Raw genomic sequence first — 16800 nt, 5'->3', positions numbered from 1 at the left:
CCGGCGTTGCTGGCCGGGCTGCTCGTTTAGCTCACATAGCGCCGCGTATCAATACGCCGCAGCAACATCGACAAGCCCAGGCTGATGAGTAAGGTTGCGGTAAAAATCCACAGGATATCGAGCACGGGCCAGGCCTGAATTTCAACGCCACGGGTGCGCAGCGCATGAATGATCAGGGCATGAAAACCATAGATTCCCAGCGAGTGGCGGGAGATGATAGCCAGCCCCGGCAGCGCCCGCGCGCTAAGGGTGTTTTTGACGAGGGTGAACAGCGACATGGCGCAGATAAATACCAGCGGGCCACAATAGACATACCAGGTGTCGGCGAAATTGCCACGCCATTTCAGTTCATGCAGGGTGCCGCGAGAAATGGCGAATGCGGCGACGACAAAAACAGTCGCGCTCAGCACGGTGAGTAACTTTTTCTGCGTATCCATCATCCCTAACGCACGGCCCAGCATACCGTACAACACGTAATAGAACGTGTCGCCATTGATATACAGATTGATGGGCAGCCATTCGAAATGGCCTATTTTTTGCGCCACCGTATTGGGGTTGGCAACAATGCCAATGACGACCATCAGCGCCAGCAGCATCTTCCCGCTCACCTGTTTTACCTGAATAAGCGGCGAGACGAGATAGATAACGATAATCGCAAAGAAAAACCACAGATGATAAAACATCGGTTTTTGTAGCAGGTTTCGTAGTGATAACTCACTGTTAATTGAGGTAAATAAGACGATGTAGAGAAAGGCGATCGTGCTGTAGAACAGCAGGCATAAACCGATACGCAAAAAATGGCGCGGCTGGGCGCTGCGTTCGCCAAAAAAGAGATAACCTGAGATCATAAAAAAGAGCGGTACGCTGACGCGAGAAGCAGAATTGAGGAGATTGGCGACACCCCAGCCGAGGGTGCTTACGCTGGCCGCGTTAGTCACGTACCAGGCGGTGGTATGGATCATCACGACCATCAAACAGGCGATCCCTCGCAGATTCTCAATCCAGTAAATTTTCGACGACATCTGTTCCTCAATTTTCCCGTTAAATACCCTCTGACTTACGATTTAACGCACTTTCTTTCTGGATAATTCTGAGTTTTCCTGCCCATACTTGTGATGTTACGGCAGTTTTGCAAAATTCACTGCTTAGCCCTTCTACCTTCTAAAAATAACAGCAGCTTAGCCTGACGGTAAAAAAATGATGATCAAAAGTATGGCGTCAGCCTTGTTGTTCTTGCTGGTGGCGGGATGCAGCGCGCCACAAGAAGCGCCTGCGCAACGCGCGCAAAAAGCGAAAGTGAGCCCGGCGCACTCCCTCGAAATGGAACAGCTCTGCAAGCAATCTGCTGCGCATCGCTACAATACCGACTCGCAAGCGATCGCGGTTACCAGCTTCGAACAGTTTCAGAGTAGCTATGAAATGCGTGGTGTTACCCCCCGGAAGGAGGGTTTTGTCTGCTCTTTTGACCCGGAAGGCCAGTTTTTGCATCTCTCGATGCGCTAGTTCTTCAATTTTCCATAAACAGGCCCGTTTCGTACTGTATATCTTCCGGTCAGCGGGTATACTGGCCCCTTCCTTTAAATCCACACGTATCCAGCACGAAATCATATGCAAAAGTTTGATACCAGGACCTTCCAGGGCCTGATCCTGACCTTACAGGATTACTGGGCTCGTCAGGGCTGCACCATTGTTCAACCTCTGGACATGGAAGTCGGCGCCGGCACATCTCACCCAATGACCTGCCTGCGTGCATTGGGGCCAGAACCGATGGCGACTGCCTACGTGCAGCCTTCCCGTCGTCCAACCGATGGCCGCTATGGCGAAAACCCGAACCGTTTACAGCACTACTATCAGTTCCAGGTCGTGATTAAACCGTCTCCGGACAATATCCAGGAGCTGTACCTCGGGTCTCTGAAAGAGCTGGGTATGGATCCGACCATCCACGATATCCGTTTCGTGGAAGACAACTGGGAAAACCCGACGCTGGGTGCCTGGGGTCTGGGTTGGGAAGTGTGGCTGAACGGTATGGAAGTGACCCAGTTCACTTACTTCCAGCAGGTCGGCGGTCTGGAATGTAAGCCGGTTACCGGTGAGATTACGTACGGCTTAGAACGTCTGGCGATGTACATTCAGGGCGTAGACAGTGTTTACGACCTGGTCTGGAGCGATGGCCCGCTGGGTAAAACCACCTACGGCGACGTGTTCCATCAGAACGAAGTGGAACAGTCCACCTACAACTTCGAATACGCCGACGTCGACTTCCTGTTCTCCTGCTTCGAGCAGTACGAGAAAGAAGCCCAGCAGCTTCTGGCGCTGGAAAATCCGCTGCCGCTGCCTGCGTACGAACGTATTCTGAAAGCCGCTCACAGCTTCAACCTGCTGGATGCGCGTAAAGCCATCTCCGTCACCGAGCGTCAGCGCTACATTCTTCGCATTCGCACGCTGACCAAAGCGGTAGCAGAAGCCTATTACGCTTCCCGTGAAGCCCTTGGCTTCCCGATGTGCAACAAGAATAAATAAGAGGCGGCCATGTCTGAGAAAACTTTCCTGGTGGAAATTGGCACCGAAGAGCTGCCACCAAAAGCCCTGCGCAGCCTGGCTGAATCTTTTGCTGCGAACGTGACCGCTGAGCTGGATAACGCTGGCCTGGCGCACGGTAAAATCGAATGGTTTGCCGCACCGCGCCGTCTGGCGCTGAAAGTGGCGAATCTGGCGGCTTCTCAGCCTGACCGTGAAGTTGAGAAACGCGGCCCGGCGATTGCTCAGGCGTTTGACGCCAGCGGTCAACCGAGCAAAGCGGCTGAGGGCTGGGCGCGTGGCTGCGGTATCACCGTCGATCAGGCCGAACGTCTGACCACCGACAAAGGTGAATGGCTGCTGTATCGCGCGCACGTGAAGGGTGAAAGCACCGAAGCGCTGCTGCCGAATATGATCGCCACCTCGCTGGCGAAACTGCCGATCCCGAAACTGATGCGCTGGGGCGCGTCTGACGTCCACTTCGTGCGTCCGGTTCATACCGTGACCCTGCTGCTGGGCGACGACGTCATCCCGGCAACTATTCTGGGCGTCCAGTCCGATCGTATTATTCGCGGTCACCGCTTTATGGGCGAGCCGGAGTTCACCATCGACAATGCCGATCAGTATCCTGAAATCCTGCTGGAGCGCGGCAAAGTTGTGGCTGATTACGAAGCGCGTAAAGCCAAAATTAAAGCAGACGCAGAAGAAGCGGCGCGTAAGATTGGCGGCAACGCTGATCTGAGCGACAGCCTGCTCGAAGAAGTGACCTCGCTGGTGGAATGGCCGGTGGTGCTGACGGCGAAATTCGAAGAGAAATTCCTCGCGGTGCCTGCCGAAGCGCTGGTGTACACCATGAAGGGCGACCAGAAGTACTTCCCGGTTTATGACAATGCCGGCAAGCTGCTGCCGAACTTTATCTTTGTGGCCAATATCGAGTCCAAAGACCCGGTTCAAATCATCTCCGGTAACGAGAAGGTGGTTCGTCCGCGTCTGGCGGATGCCGAGTTCTTCTTCAATACCGACCGTAAAAAACGTCTGGAAGACCATCTGCCGCGTCTGCAAACCGTGCTGTTCCAGCAACAACTGGGTACGCTGCGCGACAAGACCGATCGTATTCAGGCGCTGGCGGGCTGGATTGCCGGGCAGATTGGCGCTGATGTGAATCACGCGACCCGCGCGGGTCTGCTGTCTAAGTGCGACCTGATGACCAATATGGTCTTTGAGTTCACCGACACCCAGGGCGTGATGGGCATGCACTATGCGCGCCATGACGGCGAAGCGGAAGATGTTGCGGTTGCGCTGAATGAGCAGTATCAGCCGCGCTTTGCGGGCGATGACCTGCCGTCTAACCCGATTGCCTGTGCGCTGGCGATTGCCGATAAGATGGACACCCTGGCGGGTATCTTTGGTATCGGTCAGCACCCGAAAGGGGATAAAGACCCGTTTGCGCTGCGTCGTGCCGCGCTGGGCGTGCTGCGTATCATCGTTGAGAAGAACCTCAACCTGGATCTGCAAACGCTGACCGAAGAAGCGGTACGTCTGTATGGCGACAAGCTGACGAATGCCAAAGTGGTCGACGACGTTATCGACTTTATGCTGGGCCGTTTCCGCGCCTGGTATCAGGACGAAGGCTATACCGTCGACACCATCCAGGCTGTGCTGGCACGTCGTCCGACCCGTCCGGCGGATTTCGATGCGCGCATGAAGGCGGTATCTCACTTCCGCACGCTGGAAGAGTCCTCTGCGCTGGCTGCGGCCAACAAGCGTGTCTCTAATATTCTGGCGAAATCAGACGAGACGCTGAACGACATCGTTCATGCTTCCGTACTGAAAGAAGCGGCAGAGATCAAACTGGCGGGCAACTTAGTCGTTCTGCGCGATAAGCTGCAGCCGTACTTTGCCGCAGGCCGTTACCAGGAAGCGCTGGTCGAACTGGCATCCCTGCGCGAGCCGGTTGATGAGTTCTTCGAAAACGTGATGGTGAATGCGGAAGATAAAGACGTTCGTCTGAACCGTCTGACGCTGCTGTCTAAACTGCGCGAGTTATTCCTGCAGGTTGCGGATATTTCCCTGCTGCAGTAATGGCGTGGTCGAAAAATAAAAACCTGCCTGCGGGCGGGTTTTTTATTATCTGAATCTTTATTCTTCAAAGCGATCTCGAATAAAAGCTTAAAAGTTAACCTTGAAATCCTGTCCGATCTGCGGCTATCCTTTGCCCCGACGAATCCCTCGTCTCACTGAGGCCCACTAAAAATGGATAAACACACCTGCTGACTTCGAATCCTTGCTTCGCGCTTATGGCGAGCAGGGGATGTATTGATTTCACTCAGGAGTGCTTATGGCTCAGTGCGCCCAATCCCCCTTATTTATTTTGCATCAGGTCACCTGTCAGTTTGCGACGGGCGTGACACTTTTTAGCCCAATTTCTCTTTCGCTCGAACCCGCGTTGTGTGGCCTGGTCGGGCGCAACGGCTGCGGTAAAACGCGCTTATTGCGCCTGCTGGCGGGGCTGGACCTCCCCTCATCCGGACATATCGAACGTTTTGGTACTGTGGCTTACGTCGCTCAACAACACGCGGTTTCCCCGTCGACTACGCTTGCCGAATTGCTGGGTTATGACGCTGTGTTTGCTGCTCGTCGGCGTATCGAATCGGGTGATTACCTCCCAGAAGATCTCGAACGTATGGAAGGCTTTTGGGATCTTGAGGAGCGCCTGACTGCGGCCTTTATGGATGCCAGTCTGCCTCCGTTCACCCCCGAGCGACCTGCCGCAGCGCTGAGCGGCGGCGAGCGGGTTCGTGCCCTGCTGTGCGCGGCATTGACGGCAGACGCCGATTACCTGCTGCTTGATGAACCGACCAACCATCTCGACAGACAAGGACGAGAATGGCTTTATACGCGGCTTGCCCGTCGGCAGGGCGGAACGCTGGTGGCGAGCCACGATCGTGAACTGCTGGCCTTGATGCCGCGCATCCTTGAATTATCTCCCGCCGGATTACGCAGCTATGGCGGCTATTATGCTGATTATCAGCGTCAACGCGAAGCCGAGCAGCAGGCAGCCCACGCGGCGCTTGAGCATGCGGCTACCGAGCGTCGTCGGGTACGTAACCGCCAGCAAAAGGAGCATGATGCCAGCCAGCGGCGTTCAGCCCAGACTCTGCGAACTGTCGATACACTCAACATTGCCTCGTTCGAGCGGGTGAAATACAAAGGAGCCGCAAAGGAGCGGACAGGCACGCTGCGTCGGCAGCACCGTGAGCAGAACGAGACGCTGAATGCCGCAGTTGCACAGGCCCGCGAGCGAGTTGAAGACGATGCGCCAGTCTTGTTTACCCTGCCGGGCAGCCAGGTGGCTGAGGGGAAACAGGTGTTGGTGATGGACAACCTCATCTTGCCTTATGGCAACTCATCTCCCCTGAGCTGGCGAATGGACGGGCCGATGCGTGTAGCGCTTCGCGGGCCAAACGGTTGTGGAAAATCGACTCTGTTGCGCGTCATGCTCGGAGAAGAAAAGCCGCTATCAGGCTCGTGTCAGGTATCGGTCGCGACGGCGTACCTCGACCAGCATCTGTCGCAACTGGATCTTTCCCTCCCGGTGCTGGCACACCTTCACGCCAGTGAGACGCCACTCGACGAAGGCATACTGCGAACCCGACTGGCGCAACTGCAACTGGGGGCAGAGAAAGTGACGCTTCCGCTGGCGGCTTTAAGCGGTGGAGAACGCCTGAAAGCGGCGCTGGCCTGTGTACTCTGGCGTCGTGAGGCGACACAACTGCTTTTGCTTGATGAACCCACGAACCACCTTGATTTGACTTCGACGCAGGCGATTGAGTTGGCATTGTCGACGTTTCCGGGCGCAATAGTGGTGGTTTCACATGATGAGGCATTTCTGCAGGCGCTAAACTTAACGCACCAGATTGAGTGGCGAGAAGAAAGATGGCGCTGTGAAAGGAAGTAAGAGAGTATTGACCCCCGTCATGGCGGGGGTTTTACAGCCAGATTTATTCCATTAACTGTTTACTGAGCATCGGATTTGAATGGATCAGGCGCATCAGTTTCATTTCGGTCGCGGAAGGACGAACACGTTTTGATTCCCATTCCTGAACCATTGCTACGCTAACACCCATTGCGCGTGCAAAATCATCAATCTTTAACCCAGTGCCACGTCGTAATTGTTCAAACTCATTAAAAGAATTAGGCTTTTGGGTCAGGGTAACCGCTTGCGCTACATCTTTTTTAAAGACAATCTGTTCCAGACTGCTCAGCAGCTCAAACATCGGATCTTTATATTCCATTGAGAACTCCTCTAAAAACACACAGCGGATAGTGATACAGCACAAATAAGAATAGTCGTTAAAAACGCGGGCGGGGTGGTGTGACCAGGATATATCGTGGAAAAGAGCGCCTTTCATGCTTTTGAAATGCATATTCAAACGTTTCGCTAAACGTTAATTGCTTGATTACGCAAGCCCAGGAATAAATACGTATTTTTTTGTAAATCGTTAGCAAAAAATCGCATGACGAAACGGCGTGAGGTCTGACCTGAGCGTGTCCGGGCGTTAATAAGAAAGCATGGAAAGGGGTATCCTGAGACGCCGACCTGGACTATCCTTGTAAGCCGTCAGGCACGCGTGTTTCGTTGTGCGCATTTTTGGGTGAAAGGAGTATTAAAATGGCGACAGGTAAGTCCTGCTCTCGCTGGTTTGCGCCTCTTGCGGCGTTGTTAATGGTAGTTGGCCTGAGTGGGTGTTTTGATAAAGAAGGCGATCAGCGCAAGGCATTCATCGATTTCCTGCAAAATACGGCGATGCGTAGCAGTGAACGTCTTCCCGCGCTGACGGCCGACCAGAAAAAACAGTTTGGACCGTTCGTCTCTGATTACGCCATTCTGTATGGTTATTCTCAGCAGGTGAACCAGGCGATGGATTCCGGTCTGCGTCCGGTGGTGGATAGCGTGAACGCGATTCGCGTACCGCAGGATTATATGACTCAGCGTGAACCGCTGCGTCAGGCCAATGGTTCTCTCGGCGTGCTGAGTCAACAATTGCAGAATGCGAAAGTGCAGGCTGATACAGCTCACGCGGGGCTGAAACAGGCGGATGACCTGAAACCGGTCTTCGAGCAGGTGTATTCGAAAGTGGTCACTGCTCCGGCTAACGCGCTGCAACCCCTGATCCCGGCGGCACAGACTTTCACGCAGCAACTGGTGCAGGTGGGTGATTTTATTGCTCAGCAGGGTACGCAGGTGAGCTTTGTTGCCAATGGCATCCAGTTCCCGACCTCACAGCAGGCCAGCCAGTATAATGCACTGATTGGGCCGCTGGCGGCTCAGCATCAGGCGTTTATGCAAGCCTGGACTGCCACGGTGAATGCGACGCAGTAAGCGTGGAACCCATAATAAAAAAGAGGCGAGATAATCGCCTCTTTTTTATTTCTGCCGGAAAAAACTTATTTTAAAACCTGCGGGTTAACGCAGTTTTTCTCGACGTTGCCATTCAGCGCATCAATGAGGTTATCCACCGCGCAGGCGGCCATACCGTAGCGTGTTTCGTGAGTGGCAGAACCAATATGCGGCAGTGCCACTACGTTGGGTAACGTCAGCAGAGGGGAGTCTACCGGTAAAGGTTCCTTCTCAAACACATCCAGACCGGCTGCATGAATCTCGCCTTTTTTCAGCGCCTCAATGAGGGCTTTCTCATCGACAACCGAACCGCGACCCGCGTTGACGAAAATCGCCGATGATTTCATGATGGCGAATTTCTCTGCGTTGATCAGGTGATGTGTTTCCTGGGTGTACGGCAGGACGAGAACCACATAGTCAGACTCTTTAAGCAGCGTATCCAGATCGCAGTAGCGGGCCTGGAAACGGCTTTCCGCTTCCTGATGCTGGCGGCGTGCGTTATAGAGAATCGGCATACCGAAACCAAAGTGCGCACGTTGCGCCAGCGCCAGGCCGATGCGCCCCATCCCCACGATGCCAAGCGTTTTGTGGTGGACGTCAACGCCAAACCAGTCCGGACCAATGCCCCTGGTCCATTCGCCTTTCTTCACTCGCTCCGCCACTTCCACCACCCGACGTGCGGAACTCAGTACCAGCGCCATGATGGTATCGGCCACAGTTTCGGTCAGCACGGTCGGGGTGTGCATCAGCAGAATATTTTTTGCATTCAGCGCGTCCACATCAAAGGTGTCGTAACCCACTGAAATGGTCGATGCGGCGCGCAGTTTCGGCATCTTTGCCAGCAATGAAGCGTCCACCTTTTCACTGGAACCCAGCAGGCCCTCGGCACTAGCGAACGCGTCGGCGTGTTGCTCCACCGTCTCCGGGCGCAGGTTAGCCACCTGCGTGACGGTGAAATGCTCTTCCAGACGACGTTTCAGATCATCAGGCAATGCTTTGTACAGGATGATGGACGGCTTCATGGGTTCTCCCTCGTTAAGATTCAGGCGTGACGAGCGCCCGCTGGAATTGTTTTATCGTTAGCAGGCTTCACAATTAAAGTAAGCCATACAGATGCAAAAAGTGCCACCCCCATAAAAATGTACGAGGCGGCCGGGCTGCCCGTTGCGCCATTGAGGTAGCCAACAAACCAGGAACCGAAGAACGAGCCGAGCGCGCCCATGCTGTTAATAAGCGCCATGGCACCGCCCGCAACGTTACGCGGCAGCATTTCGGGAATGATCGCAAAGAACGGGCCGTAGGGGGCGTACATGGCAGCACCGGCGATCACCAGTAGGGTGTAAGAGGCCCAGAAATGGTTTGCCCCAACTGCCCAGGAGCCAATAAACGCGAAGCCGCCAATTAGCAACAGTGGCCAGACGAACAGCTTACGGTTTTGCAGCTTATCCGATGCCCAGGAGGCCAGAATCATCGCTATGGTCGCAGCCAGGTACGGAACGGATGAGAGCCAGCCCACTTCGACCATACCGAGATTGGCCCCGCCGTTACGGATGATGGACGGCAGCCACAGTACGAAACCGTAAACACCAATACTCCAGGCAAAATATTGCATACACAGCAGGATAACGTTACGGGAGCGGAAGGCTTCGCCGTAATTACGCACAGCTTTGATGCCTTGCTGTTCCTGATCCAACTGTGTTTGCAGGGCAGATTTTTCGTCCTCTGACAGCCAGCCAACCTGAGCGGGTTTGTCGCGGACCAGCATCCACCAGGCAAAAGCCCAGATGATGGCAGGAACCCCTTCAATGATGAACATCTCGCGCCAGCCGAGCGCCTGAATCAAGTAACCAGAGACCACAGACATCCACAACACGGTGACCGGGTTACCGAGGATCAGGAAGGTGTTGGCACGTGACCGTTCCGATTTGGTAAACCAACTGCTGATATAAATCAGCATGGCGGGCATGACTGCGGCTTCTACCACGCCGAGAATAAAACGAATGGCGGCGAGCATCGGGATATTGGTGACCATCCCGGTCAGTGACGCGCAGCCGCCCCACAGGATCAGGCAGACAAAAATCAGTTTGCGAACACTGCGGCGTTCCGCATAAATCGCGCCGGGGATCTGGAAGAAGAAATAGCCCAGAAAGAACAGTGCGCCAAGCAGAGAGGAGACCCCTTTGGTAATACCTAAGTCGTCGTTGATCCCGGCGGCGGAGGCGAAGCTAAAGTTCGCCCGGTCGAGGTAGGCCAGACTGTAAGTGATGAAAACAATCGGCATGATGTAAAGCCAGCGTTTTGCTGCATTTGTCGAGCTTTTCATAATGTTGCCTCTATGGTTGAGGTTTGCGCCGCCTGTTTGTAGGGTCCAGGGTGGCTTTGTTACTTTTAGTGATGGGTTTACCCCCTCACCCTAACCCTCTCCCTCAAGGGAGAGGGGATAAGTCCGCTGCGATGTTCTTCTCCCTCTCCCTGTGGGAGAGGGAAGGGGTGAGGGGAATCATTCACCCAGTCCTTCACGTGTGGGCAGCCCCTCGCTATCCCCAAGCACCTGAATGGCAAGCGAGCCAATCTTGTTGCCGCGCTGAACGGCCTGTTGCAGCGTCTTGCCTTCCAGCAGAGCGCTAATCACACCGACGGCGAAACCATCTCCGGCGCCGACGGTATCGACCACGTTATCCACTTTCACGGGAGCGACCGCGCCTTGCTCGCCGCTGGCGGTTTTATACCAGGCGCCATCCGGGCCGGTTTTAATCACCACGGCTTTAACGCCGCGTTGCAGGTAAAAATCAGCGATGCCTTCTGGCGATTGCTGTCCGGTCAGGATCGCGCCCTCTTTCAGCCCCGGTAACACCCAGTCGGCCTGGAAAGCGAGGCGGTTAAGTTTCTCTATCATCTCTGCTTCGCTTTTCCACAGCACCGGGCGCAGATTCGGGTCGAAAGAGATGGTCTTGCCCTGAGCTTTCATGGCCGCTGCCGCATGTTCCAGCAGTTCATAGGATGTCGAAGAGAGCGCTGCCGCCACGCCACTCAAATGTAGGTGGCGCGCTTCGTTGAAGGCTGCGGCGTGAAAATCATCTGTTGAAAGGTGGCTTGCCGCCGATCCTTTACGGAAATACTCTACAATGGGATCGGTTCCATTTTCGGCTTTCGATTTTAGCTGATAGCCCGTTGCGAAGCGTCCATCAACGGTGACGCCGCGGGTGTCAATATTCTCTTTTTTCAGCGAGTTAAGAACAAAACGTCCAAAACTGTCATCGCCTACGCGGCTGATCCAGCAGACATTCATTCCCAGCCGCGCCAGACCCGTCGCCACGTTCAGCTCCGCGCCCGCAACGCGCTTCACAAAATGTTCTGCATCGGCAAGTTCGCCGGTTTCGGTGGCGACAAACATGGCCATGGCTTCGCCAATCGTGATGACATCAAGCGAGTTATGCATGGCGTTACTCCTCACGTAACAATTCGACGTAGTGACGGGTGACGGCGGTCAGGTCGTCGCCTTTAAGTGGAAATTCAATCCCACGCGGGGCATCGGGCGGTAGCTGCTTTAACAGGGCAAGCCAGCGTTCATCGGCTTTATCGGGTGCGACGGCGCGATAATTCTCATGGTGTGGAATGGCAGCCTTCACATGAATATAGCTCACTGCGGGGGCCAGAAGATGCGCTGCCGCTTCCGGCGACTCGCCGACCCACACCCAGTTGCCGGTATCGAAGGTGAGCGTCACCGGCAGCGCCAGTACATTGCAGGCGGCTTTAAAGCGCTGCATCGGCGCCAGTTGTCCGCATTCGGTCTGATCGTTTTCTACCACCAGCGCCATGCCGCTCTCTGCAAGCCAGCCGCGTAGGGTTTCCAGCACGTCTTTACGCTGATAATGACCAAGGGAGACCTTGAGCCACAGTGCCTTGAGCGTGCGCGCTTCTTCAAGCAGGGCAGGCAAGTGCGGGTTCAGAGAACCATCTTGCAGGCACAGCGCGTATGGCGCGGAGTAACAGGCCAGTAAACGGTGGTCTTCAATGGTGGCGGCCAGAGTAGAGAGGTTTTTCAATTCCTGATCGTTTAACAGTTCGCGGCGTATCTCCACGCCGTCTGCACCTGCGTTGGCAATCAGCGGCAGGACGGCCTGCTGGCCGCCCATCGCCTTAATTTGTTCGCTGCCATAGGCGGCGGTGACAACGATGATTTTTCTTTTCATCTTCCGGCTTCCCAGGAGTTAAAGACAATTTGCTTGTCTGTAACGCTAGATGGAACCGGTTCCAAAGAAAAGCACAGTGCATCGAATTTATGATCGTCATCACGAAGGTTAATTATCGTGCAGTTGAACCGCGCACGATGAGCTCCCCGGAAAAGACCCGCTCGCGGACGGTATCGCTGTTGCCTTCGATACGCTCAACCACTTGTTCTACCGCGGCATAACCAATTTGCCAGGTCGGTTGTTTAAGGGTAGTTATACCGACCCCTGCCAGCTCAGCCCATTCCAGCTCATCAAAGCCGAGCAGGCCAATATCGCTACCCCAGTGCAGGCCAATGCGTTTCAGCGAGCGGGCAACTTGCAGCGTCAATGCGCCATTGGCAGAGATCACCGCTTTGCGCATTCCACGGTGGCGGGAGTGGAACTGGCGCAGGGCGTTATCGATCTGGCTGGCTTCGTGTAACGGCGTTTCTGCGTTTTCAGCCACCACGCCGGGGTAGCGGGCTAGCGTGGTTCGAAAGGCATCCAGGCGTTCCCGCCGCGTATTCACCGTGCCCAGCGGTTCGCTGAGGAACAGCAAGGCTTCAAAGCCTTGTTCAATCAGGTGTTCCGTAGCGGTGGTGGCAGCCTGGGTGTTATCTAACCCCACGACGTCACAGGCGAAATCGGGGATCTTACGGTCAATCAACACCATGGGCAGGGACGATTGCTGCAAACGGTTTAGCCCCTCTTCGCGCATCCCCACCGCGTTCACCACGATGCCTTCTACCTGATAGCTACGCAGCAGGTCCAGGTAGTGCAGCTCCTGATCGACTTCGTTGTTGGTATTACAGACCAGTGGGGTGAAGCCCTTTTCCCGGCAGGCCGCTTCGATCCCGCTTAGCACATGTACGGAATAGGGGTTCGTGATATCGGCAATAATGAGACCAATCAGGCGAGTGCGCCCGTGCTTGAGGTTGCGCGCCATCAGGCTGGGGCGATAATCGAGTTCGGCAATGGCATGTTCAATTCGCGCCAGCAAGGCATCCGACAGGAGATGTTTTTCACCATTCAGATAGCGTGAAATGCTGGTTTTGCCCGTTTTTGCCGCTTTCGCGACATCGCTGATGGTCGGGCGCGTCGTTTTCGCCATAAATGCTTCCCTCGCGGTAGTTGTGAGACCACACGATAGCGCGAAAATCCGCACTGGCAAGGGGGAACATCCCGCTTATCGCCTTCTGCGTGGCCATCATGCCGTTTAATTCTTTGCCAATTTGCCGCGCATGTGGATGATAGAGCGCGACATCCATTATTTCATAAGACAGCGAAACGACGCTGTCGCCACCTGCATGCATCAGGAGCGCGCTTTGGCAAACTCTGCAGTTAAAACAGTTCTTACGGCAGCCCACTGGGGGCCGATGTTGGTCGAAACCGACGGCGAAACGGTGCTGTCATCGCGCGGGGCGCTTCCCACGAACCACCCCAACTCGCTGCAAACGGTGGTGCGCGACCAGGTCCACAGTAAAACTCGTGTCCGCTTTCCTATGGTCCGTAAAGGCTTTCTGGCATCTCCGGACAGCCCGCAGGGCGTTCGCGGCGAGGATGAATTCGTCCGTGTCTCCTGGGATGATGCCCTTGCCCTCATCCATCAGCAGCACAAACGCATTCGCGACGAACATGGCCCGGCATCCATTTTCGCCGGATCGTATGGCTGGCGCTCGAACGGTGTGTTGCACAAAGCGGCGACTCTGTTGCAGCGTTATATGAGCCTTGCTGGTGGCTATACCGGCCATCTGGGGGACTACTCCACTGGTGCTGCGCAGGCGATCATGCCGTACGTGGTCGGCGGCAACGAGGTGTATCAGCAGCAAACTAGCTGGCCGCTGGTGCTGGAGCATAGCGATGTGGTGGTGCTGTGGAGCGCCAACCCGCTGAATACGCTGAAAATTGCCTGGAATGCCTCGGATGAGCAGGGTATCGGCTATTTCGATGCCTTACGCAAAAGCGGCAAAAGGCTGATCTGCATCGATCCGATGCGATCGGAGACCGTCGATTTTTTTGGCGACAGCATGGAGTGGTTAGCGCCGCACATGGGAACTGATGTGGCGATGATGCTCGGTATCGCCCATACGCTGGTAGAAAACGGCTGGCAGGATGAGGCATTCCTGGCGCGTTGTACGCAAGGCTATAGCGTCTTTGCGGATTACCTGACCGGGAAAAGCGACGGCGTGGCGAAAACGGCAGAGTGGGCGGCAGATATTTGCGGCATTCCTGCGGCGAAAATTCGTGAACTGGCAAAACTTTTCCACGAAAACATCACGATGTTGATGTCCGGCTGGGGAATGCAGCGCCAGCAGTTTGGCGAGCAGAAACACTGGATGCTGGTGACCCTGGCGGCGATGCTGGGCCAGATTGGGATCCCCGGCGGCGGCTTTGGCCTGTCGTATCATTTTGCCAATGGCGGAAATCCTACGCGCCGGGCGGCGGTACTGGCCTCCATGCAGGGGTGCGTTAAAGACGGCATTGAGGCGGTCGAAAAAATCCCCGTGGCGCGCATTATTGAAGCGCTGGAAAAACCGGGAGCCTTCTACCAGCACAATGGTATGGATCGGCACTTCCCGGATATTAAATTTATCTGGTGGGCGGGTGGCGCCAACTTTACCCACCATCAGGACACGAACCGGCTGATTCGCGCCTGGCAGAAGCCGGAGCTGGTCGTCATTTCCGAGTGTTTCTGGACCGCAGCGGCAAAACACGCGGATATTGTCCTGCCTGCCACCACGTCGTTTGAACGTAACGATATGACCATGACGGGCGACTACAGTAACCAGCATCTGGTGCCGATGAAGCGAGTGGTGCCCCCGCGCGATGAAGCGCGTGACGATTTCGAGGTGTTCGCCGATCTCAGCGAGCGTTGGGAAGCGGGCGGGCGTGAGCGCTTTACCGAAGGTAAAAGCGACCTCGAATGGCTGGAAACCTTCTACAATATCGCGGCGCAGCGTGGTGCCCCGCAGGGCGTTACCCTGCCGCCGTTTGCCGAGTTCTGGGAAGCGAATGCCCTGATTGAAATGCCAGAAAGCGAAGAGAATGCCCGCTTTGTACGCTTCGCTGATTTCCGGCGTGACCCGCAGGCGCATCCGCTCAAAACCGACAGTGGTAAAATCGAAATTTACTCGGCGCGCATTGCCGGTTTTGGTTATGCCGACTGCCCGCCGCATCCGATGTGGCTTGAGCCGGATGAATGGCACGGTAATGCACGACCGGAGCAGTTGCAACTCCTTTCTGCTCACCCGGCGCATCGTCTGCACAGCCAGCTTAACTATTCATCACTTCGCGAGCAGTATGCGGTGGCGGGGCGCGAACCGGTGACGTTGCATCCGAGCGACGCGAAAGCGCGCGGCATCGCTGATGGCGATCTGGTGCGTGTCTGGAACCAACGCGGACAGGTGCTGGCAGGCGCCGTGGTCAGCGAAGGGATCAAGCCCGGAGTGATCTGTATTCACCAGGGCGCCTGGCCGGACCTTGAGCGTGCCGAAGGGGGGATCTGTAAAAACGGCGCGGTTAACGTGCTGACAAAAGATCTCCCCAGCTCAAAGCTGGGGAATGGCTGTGCGGGGAATACCGCACTGGTATGGATGGAAAAATACAGCGGTCCGGCGCTTACGCTGACGGCGTTTGATCCGCCTGCCAGTTCATAATCCAGGTCGGGTGCTGCGTCTCTTCCTGCCAGGCGCTGTCCTCTATGCGAAAGCCCTGCGCGTGATAGAAATTCACCGCCCGCTCGTTTTTCTGGTACACCTCCAGGCTTAAGGCATTAAAGCACTGCTTGACGTGATCAAGCAGTGCGGTGCCGATCCCTTTGCGCAGCGCCTTCGGGCAGACGAACAACGCCCCGATATACTGCGAGTCCATTACGCTTATAAAACCGTACAGCTTGCCTTCTTCCTCCCAGACCCAGGTGCGGGCCGACGGGAGATACACTTCCCGCACCAGCATCTCGCTGTCTTGCCAGTAGGTTGCCGCAATAAACGGGTGCGCATAGGTGGTGCTTTCAAGCCACAGGCTCAACAGAGGAGACAAATCTTTACTGTGCCACTCTCGGATCATGCCGACCTCCGGGATGACAAAAACAGTCCGTAATATGGTCATTAACCAGACCGCAAGCTTGCATAAAGGAGTAGCAGATGGTGGTGCCGACAAATTTGAAGCCGCGTTTTTTTAGCGCCTTTGACAGGGCGTCGGACGTGGGCGTTGAGGTGGGAATGTCGCTGAGTGTGGCGGCCTGGGTAACCTGCGGCTCGTTTTCAACAAACGACCAGACAAACGGGGCGAAAGGCTCGCCATTTTGTTCCATGGCAAGCAAGGCGCGGGCATTACCGATAATCGCCTCAATTTTGCCGCGATGGCGAATAATCCCGGCATCCAGCATCAGGCGTTCGACATCCTCTGGCCCCATCGCGGCCACTTTTTCAGGATCGAACTGATGAAAGGCATTACGGTAATTTTCGCGTTTTTTGAGTACCGTAATCCATGATAAACCTGCCTGTTGTCCTTCAAGGCAAATCATCTCAAACAATTTTTTACTGTCTGTTTGCGGTACGCCCCATTCTTTATCGTGATAAGCAAGATAAAGGGGGTCTTGAGTCACCCAACCACAACGCTGCATATCCTTCTCCGTTGCTGATGTTGATCAAAATTATGTAAGTTGCAGGC

General features: G+C 55.3%; 16 protein-coding genes. 6 read left to right on the top strand and 10 right to left on the bottom strand.

The window, feature by feature from the left end; genetic code table 11:
• Positions 1 to 26: 26 nt before the first annotated feature.
• Positions 27 to 1022, bottom strand: a complete 996-nt coding sequence (locus IP582_RS24255; RefSeq protein ID WP_193794657.1) for an acyltransferase — start codon at positions 1020 to 1022, stop codon at positions 27 to 29.
• Positions 1023 to 1197: 175 nt separating this feature from the next.
• Between IP582_RS24255 and IP582_RS24250 the strand changes: the two genes are divergently transcribed.
• From IP582_RS24250 to IP582_RS24235, 4 genes are all read left to right on the top strand, one after another.
• Positions 1198 to 1503 (top strand): YsaB family lipoprotein, encoded by a 306-nt coding sequence (locus tag IP582_RS24250; protein WP_193794656.1) that lies wholly within the window; start codon positions 1198 to 1200, stop codon positions 1501 to 1503.
• Positions 1504 to 1608: 105 nt separating this feature from the next.
• Positions 1609 to 2520 carry a glycine--tRNA ligase subunit alpha gene (gene glyQ / locus IP582_RS24245; protein ID WP_004126458.1) on the top strand — a complete coding sequence of 304 codons (912 nt, stop codon included), beginning with the start codon at positions 1609 to 1611 and terminating at the stop codon, positions 2518 to 2520.
• Positions 2521 to 2529: 9 nt separating this feature from the next.
• Positions 2530 to 4599 (top strand): glycine--tRNA ligase subunit beta, encoded by a 2070-nt coding sequence (gene glyS / locus IP582_RS24240; RefSeq protein WP_193794655.1) that lies wholly within the window; start codon positions 2530 to 2532, stop codon positions 4597 to 4599.
• A gap of 256 nt (positions 4600 to 4855) precedes the next feature.
• Positions 4856 to 6475, top strand: a complete 1620-nt coding sequence (locus IP582_RS24235; RefSeq protein ID WP_193794654.1) for an ABC-F family ATP-binding cassette domain-containing protein — start codon at positions 4856 to 4858, stop codon at positions 6473 to 6475.
• A gap of 43 nt (positions 6476 to 6518) precedes the next feature.
• Here IP582_RS24235 and IP582_RS24230 read toward each other — a convergent pair whose 3' ends face one another.
• Positions 6519 to 6812, bottom strand: a complete 294-nt coding sequence (locus IP582_RS24230; protein ID WP_039080183.1) for an HTH-type transcriptional regulator — start codon at positions 6810 to 6812, stop codon at positions 6519 to 6521.
• Between the two features lie 377 nt (positions 6813 to 7189).
• On the opposite strand from IP582_RS24230, the gene IP582_RS24225 reads away from it, so the two are divergent.
• Entirely contained in the window at positions 7190 to 7900 is a 711-nt protein-coding gene (locus IP582_RS24225) for a DUF3053 domain-containing protein (RefSeq protein WP_193794653.1), read from the top strand.
• Positions 7901 to 7965: 65 nt separating this feature from the next.
• On the opposite strand, the gene ghrB is transcribed toward IP582_RS24225, so the two are convergent.
• The 6 genes from ghrB to IP582_RS24195 form a co-directional block, all read right to left on the bottom strand.
• Entirely contained in the window at positions 7966 to 8940 is a 975-nt protein-coding gene (gene ghrB / locus IP582_RS24220; RefSeq protein ID WP_193794652.1) for a glyoxylate/hydroxypyruvate reductase GhrB, read from the bottom strand.
• Between the two features lie 20 nt (positions 8941 to 8960).
• Positions 8961 to 10241, bottom strand: a complete 1281-nt coding sequence (locus IP582_RS24215; protein WP_039080186.1) for an MFS transporter — start codon at positions 10239 to 10241, stop codon at positions 8961 to 8963.
• A 177-nt stretch (positions 10242 to 10418) separates the two neighbouring features.
• Entirely contained in the window at positions 10419 to 11357 is a 939-nt protein-coding gene (locus IP582_RS24210) for a sugar kinase (protein ID WP_193794651.1), read from the bottom strand.
• A gap of 4 nt (positions 11358 to 11361) precedes the next feature.
• On the bottom strand, positions 11362 to 12111 hold the full coding sequence (locus IP582_RS24205; RefSeq protein ID WP_193794650.1) for a sugar phosphate isomerase/epimerase: 750 nt from the start codon (positions 12109 to 12111) through the stop codon (positions 11362 to 11364).
• Between the two features lie 112 nt (positions 12112 to 12223).
• The gene (locus IP582_RS24200) at positions 12224 to 13240 is read right to left on the bottom strand and encodes a substrate-binding domain-containing protein (protein WP_108700468.1); all 1017 of its coding nucleotides are present in this window, start codon (positions 13238 to 13240) and stop codon (positions 12224 to 12226) included.
• Positions 13152 to 13442: a hypothetical protein gene (locus tag IP582_RS24195; protein ID WP_146158920.1), complete on the bottom strand. Its 291-nt coding sequence runs from the start codon at positions 13440 to 13442 to the stop codon at positions 13152 to 13154. The genes IP582_RS24200 and IP582_RS24195 overlap by 89 nt, the downstream gene beginning before the upstream one ends.
• A gap of 63 nt (positions 13443 to 13505) precedes the next feature.
• On the opposite strand from IP582_RS24195, the gene IP582_RS24190 reads away from it, so the two are divergent.
• Positions 13506 to 15785, top strand: coding sequence for a molybdopterin guanine dinucleotide-containing S/N-oxide reductase (locus IP582_RS24190; RefSeq protein ID WP_255520057.1), 2280 nt, complete (start codon positions 13506 to 13508; stop codon positions 15783 to 15785).
• Here the strand turns inward: IP582_RS24190 and IP582_RS24185 are convergent.
• Both IP582_RS24185 and tag read right to left on the bottom strand, forming a co-directional pair.
• Entirely contained in the window at positions 15748 to 16194 is a 447-nt protein-coding gene (locus tag IP582_RS24185; protein ID WP_039080191.1) for an N-acetyltransferase, read from the bottom strand. The two genes, IP582_RS24190 and IP582_RS24185, sit on opposite strands and share 38 nt — an antisense overlap.
• On the bottom strand, positions 16172 to 16753 hold the full coding sequence (gene tag / locus IP582_RS24180) for a DNA-3-methyladenine glycosylase I (RefSeq protein ID WP_193794648.1): 582 nt from the start codon (positions 16751 to 16753) through the stop codon (positions 16172 to 16174). The genes IP582_RS24185 and tag overlap by 23 nt, the downstream gene beginning before the upstream one ends.
• Positions 16754 to 16800: the final 47 nt, after the last annotated feature.

It is taken from the genome of Citrobacter sp. BDA59-3, assembly GCF_015167655.1.
Classification (GTDB): Bacteria; Pseudomonadota; Gammaproteobacteria; order Enterobacterales; family Enterobacteriaceae; genus Phytobacter; species Phytobacter diazotrophicus.
Note: the sequence above shows the minus strand (reverse complement) of the source record. Positions and strands in the feature narration are given on the sequence as shown.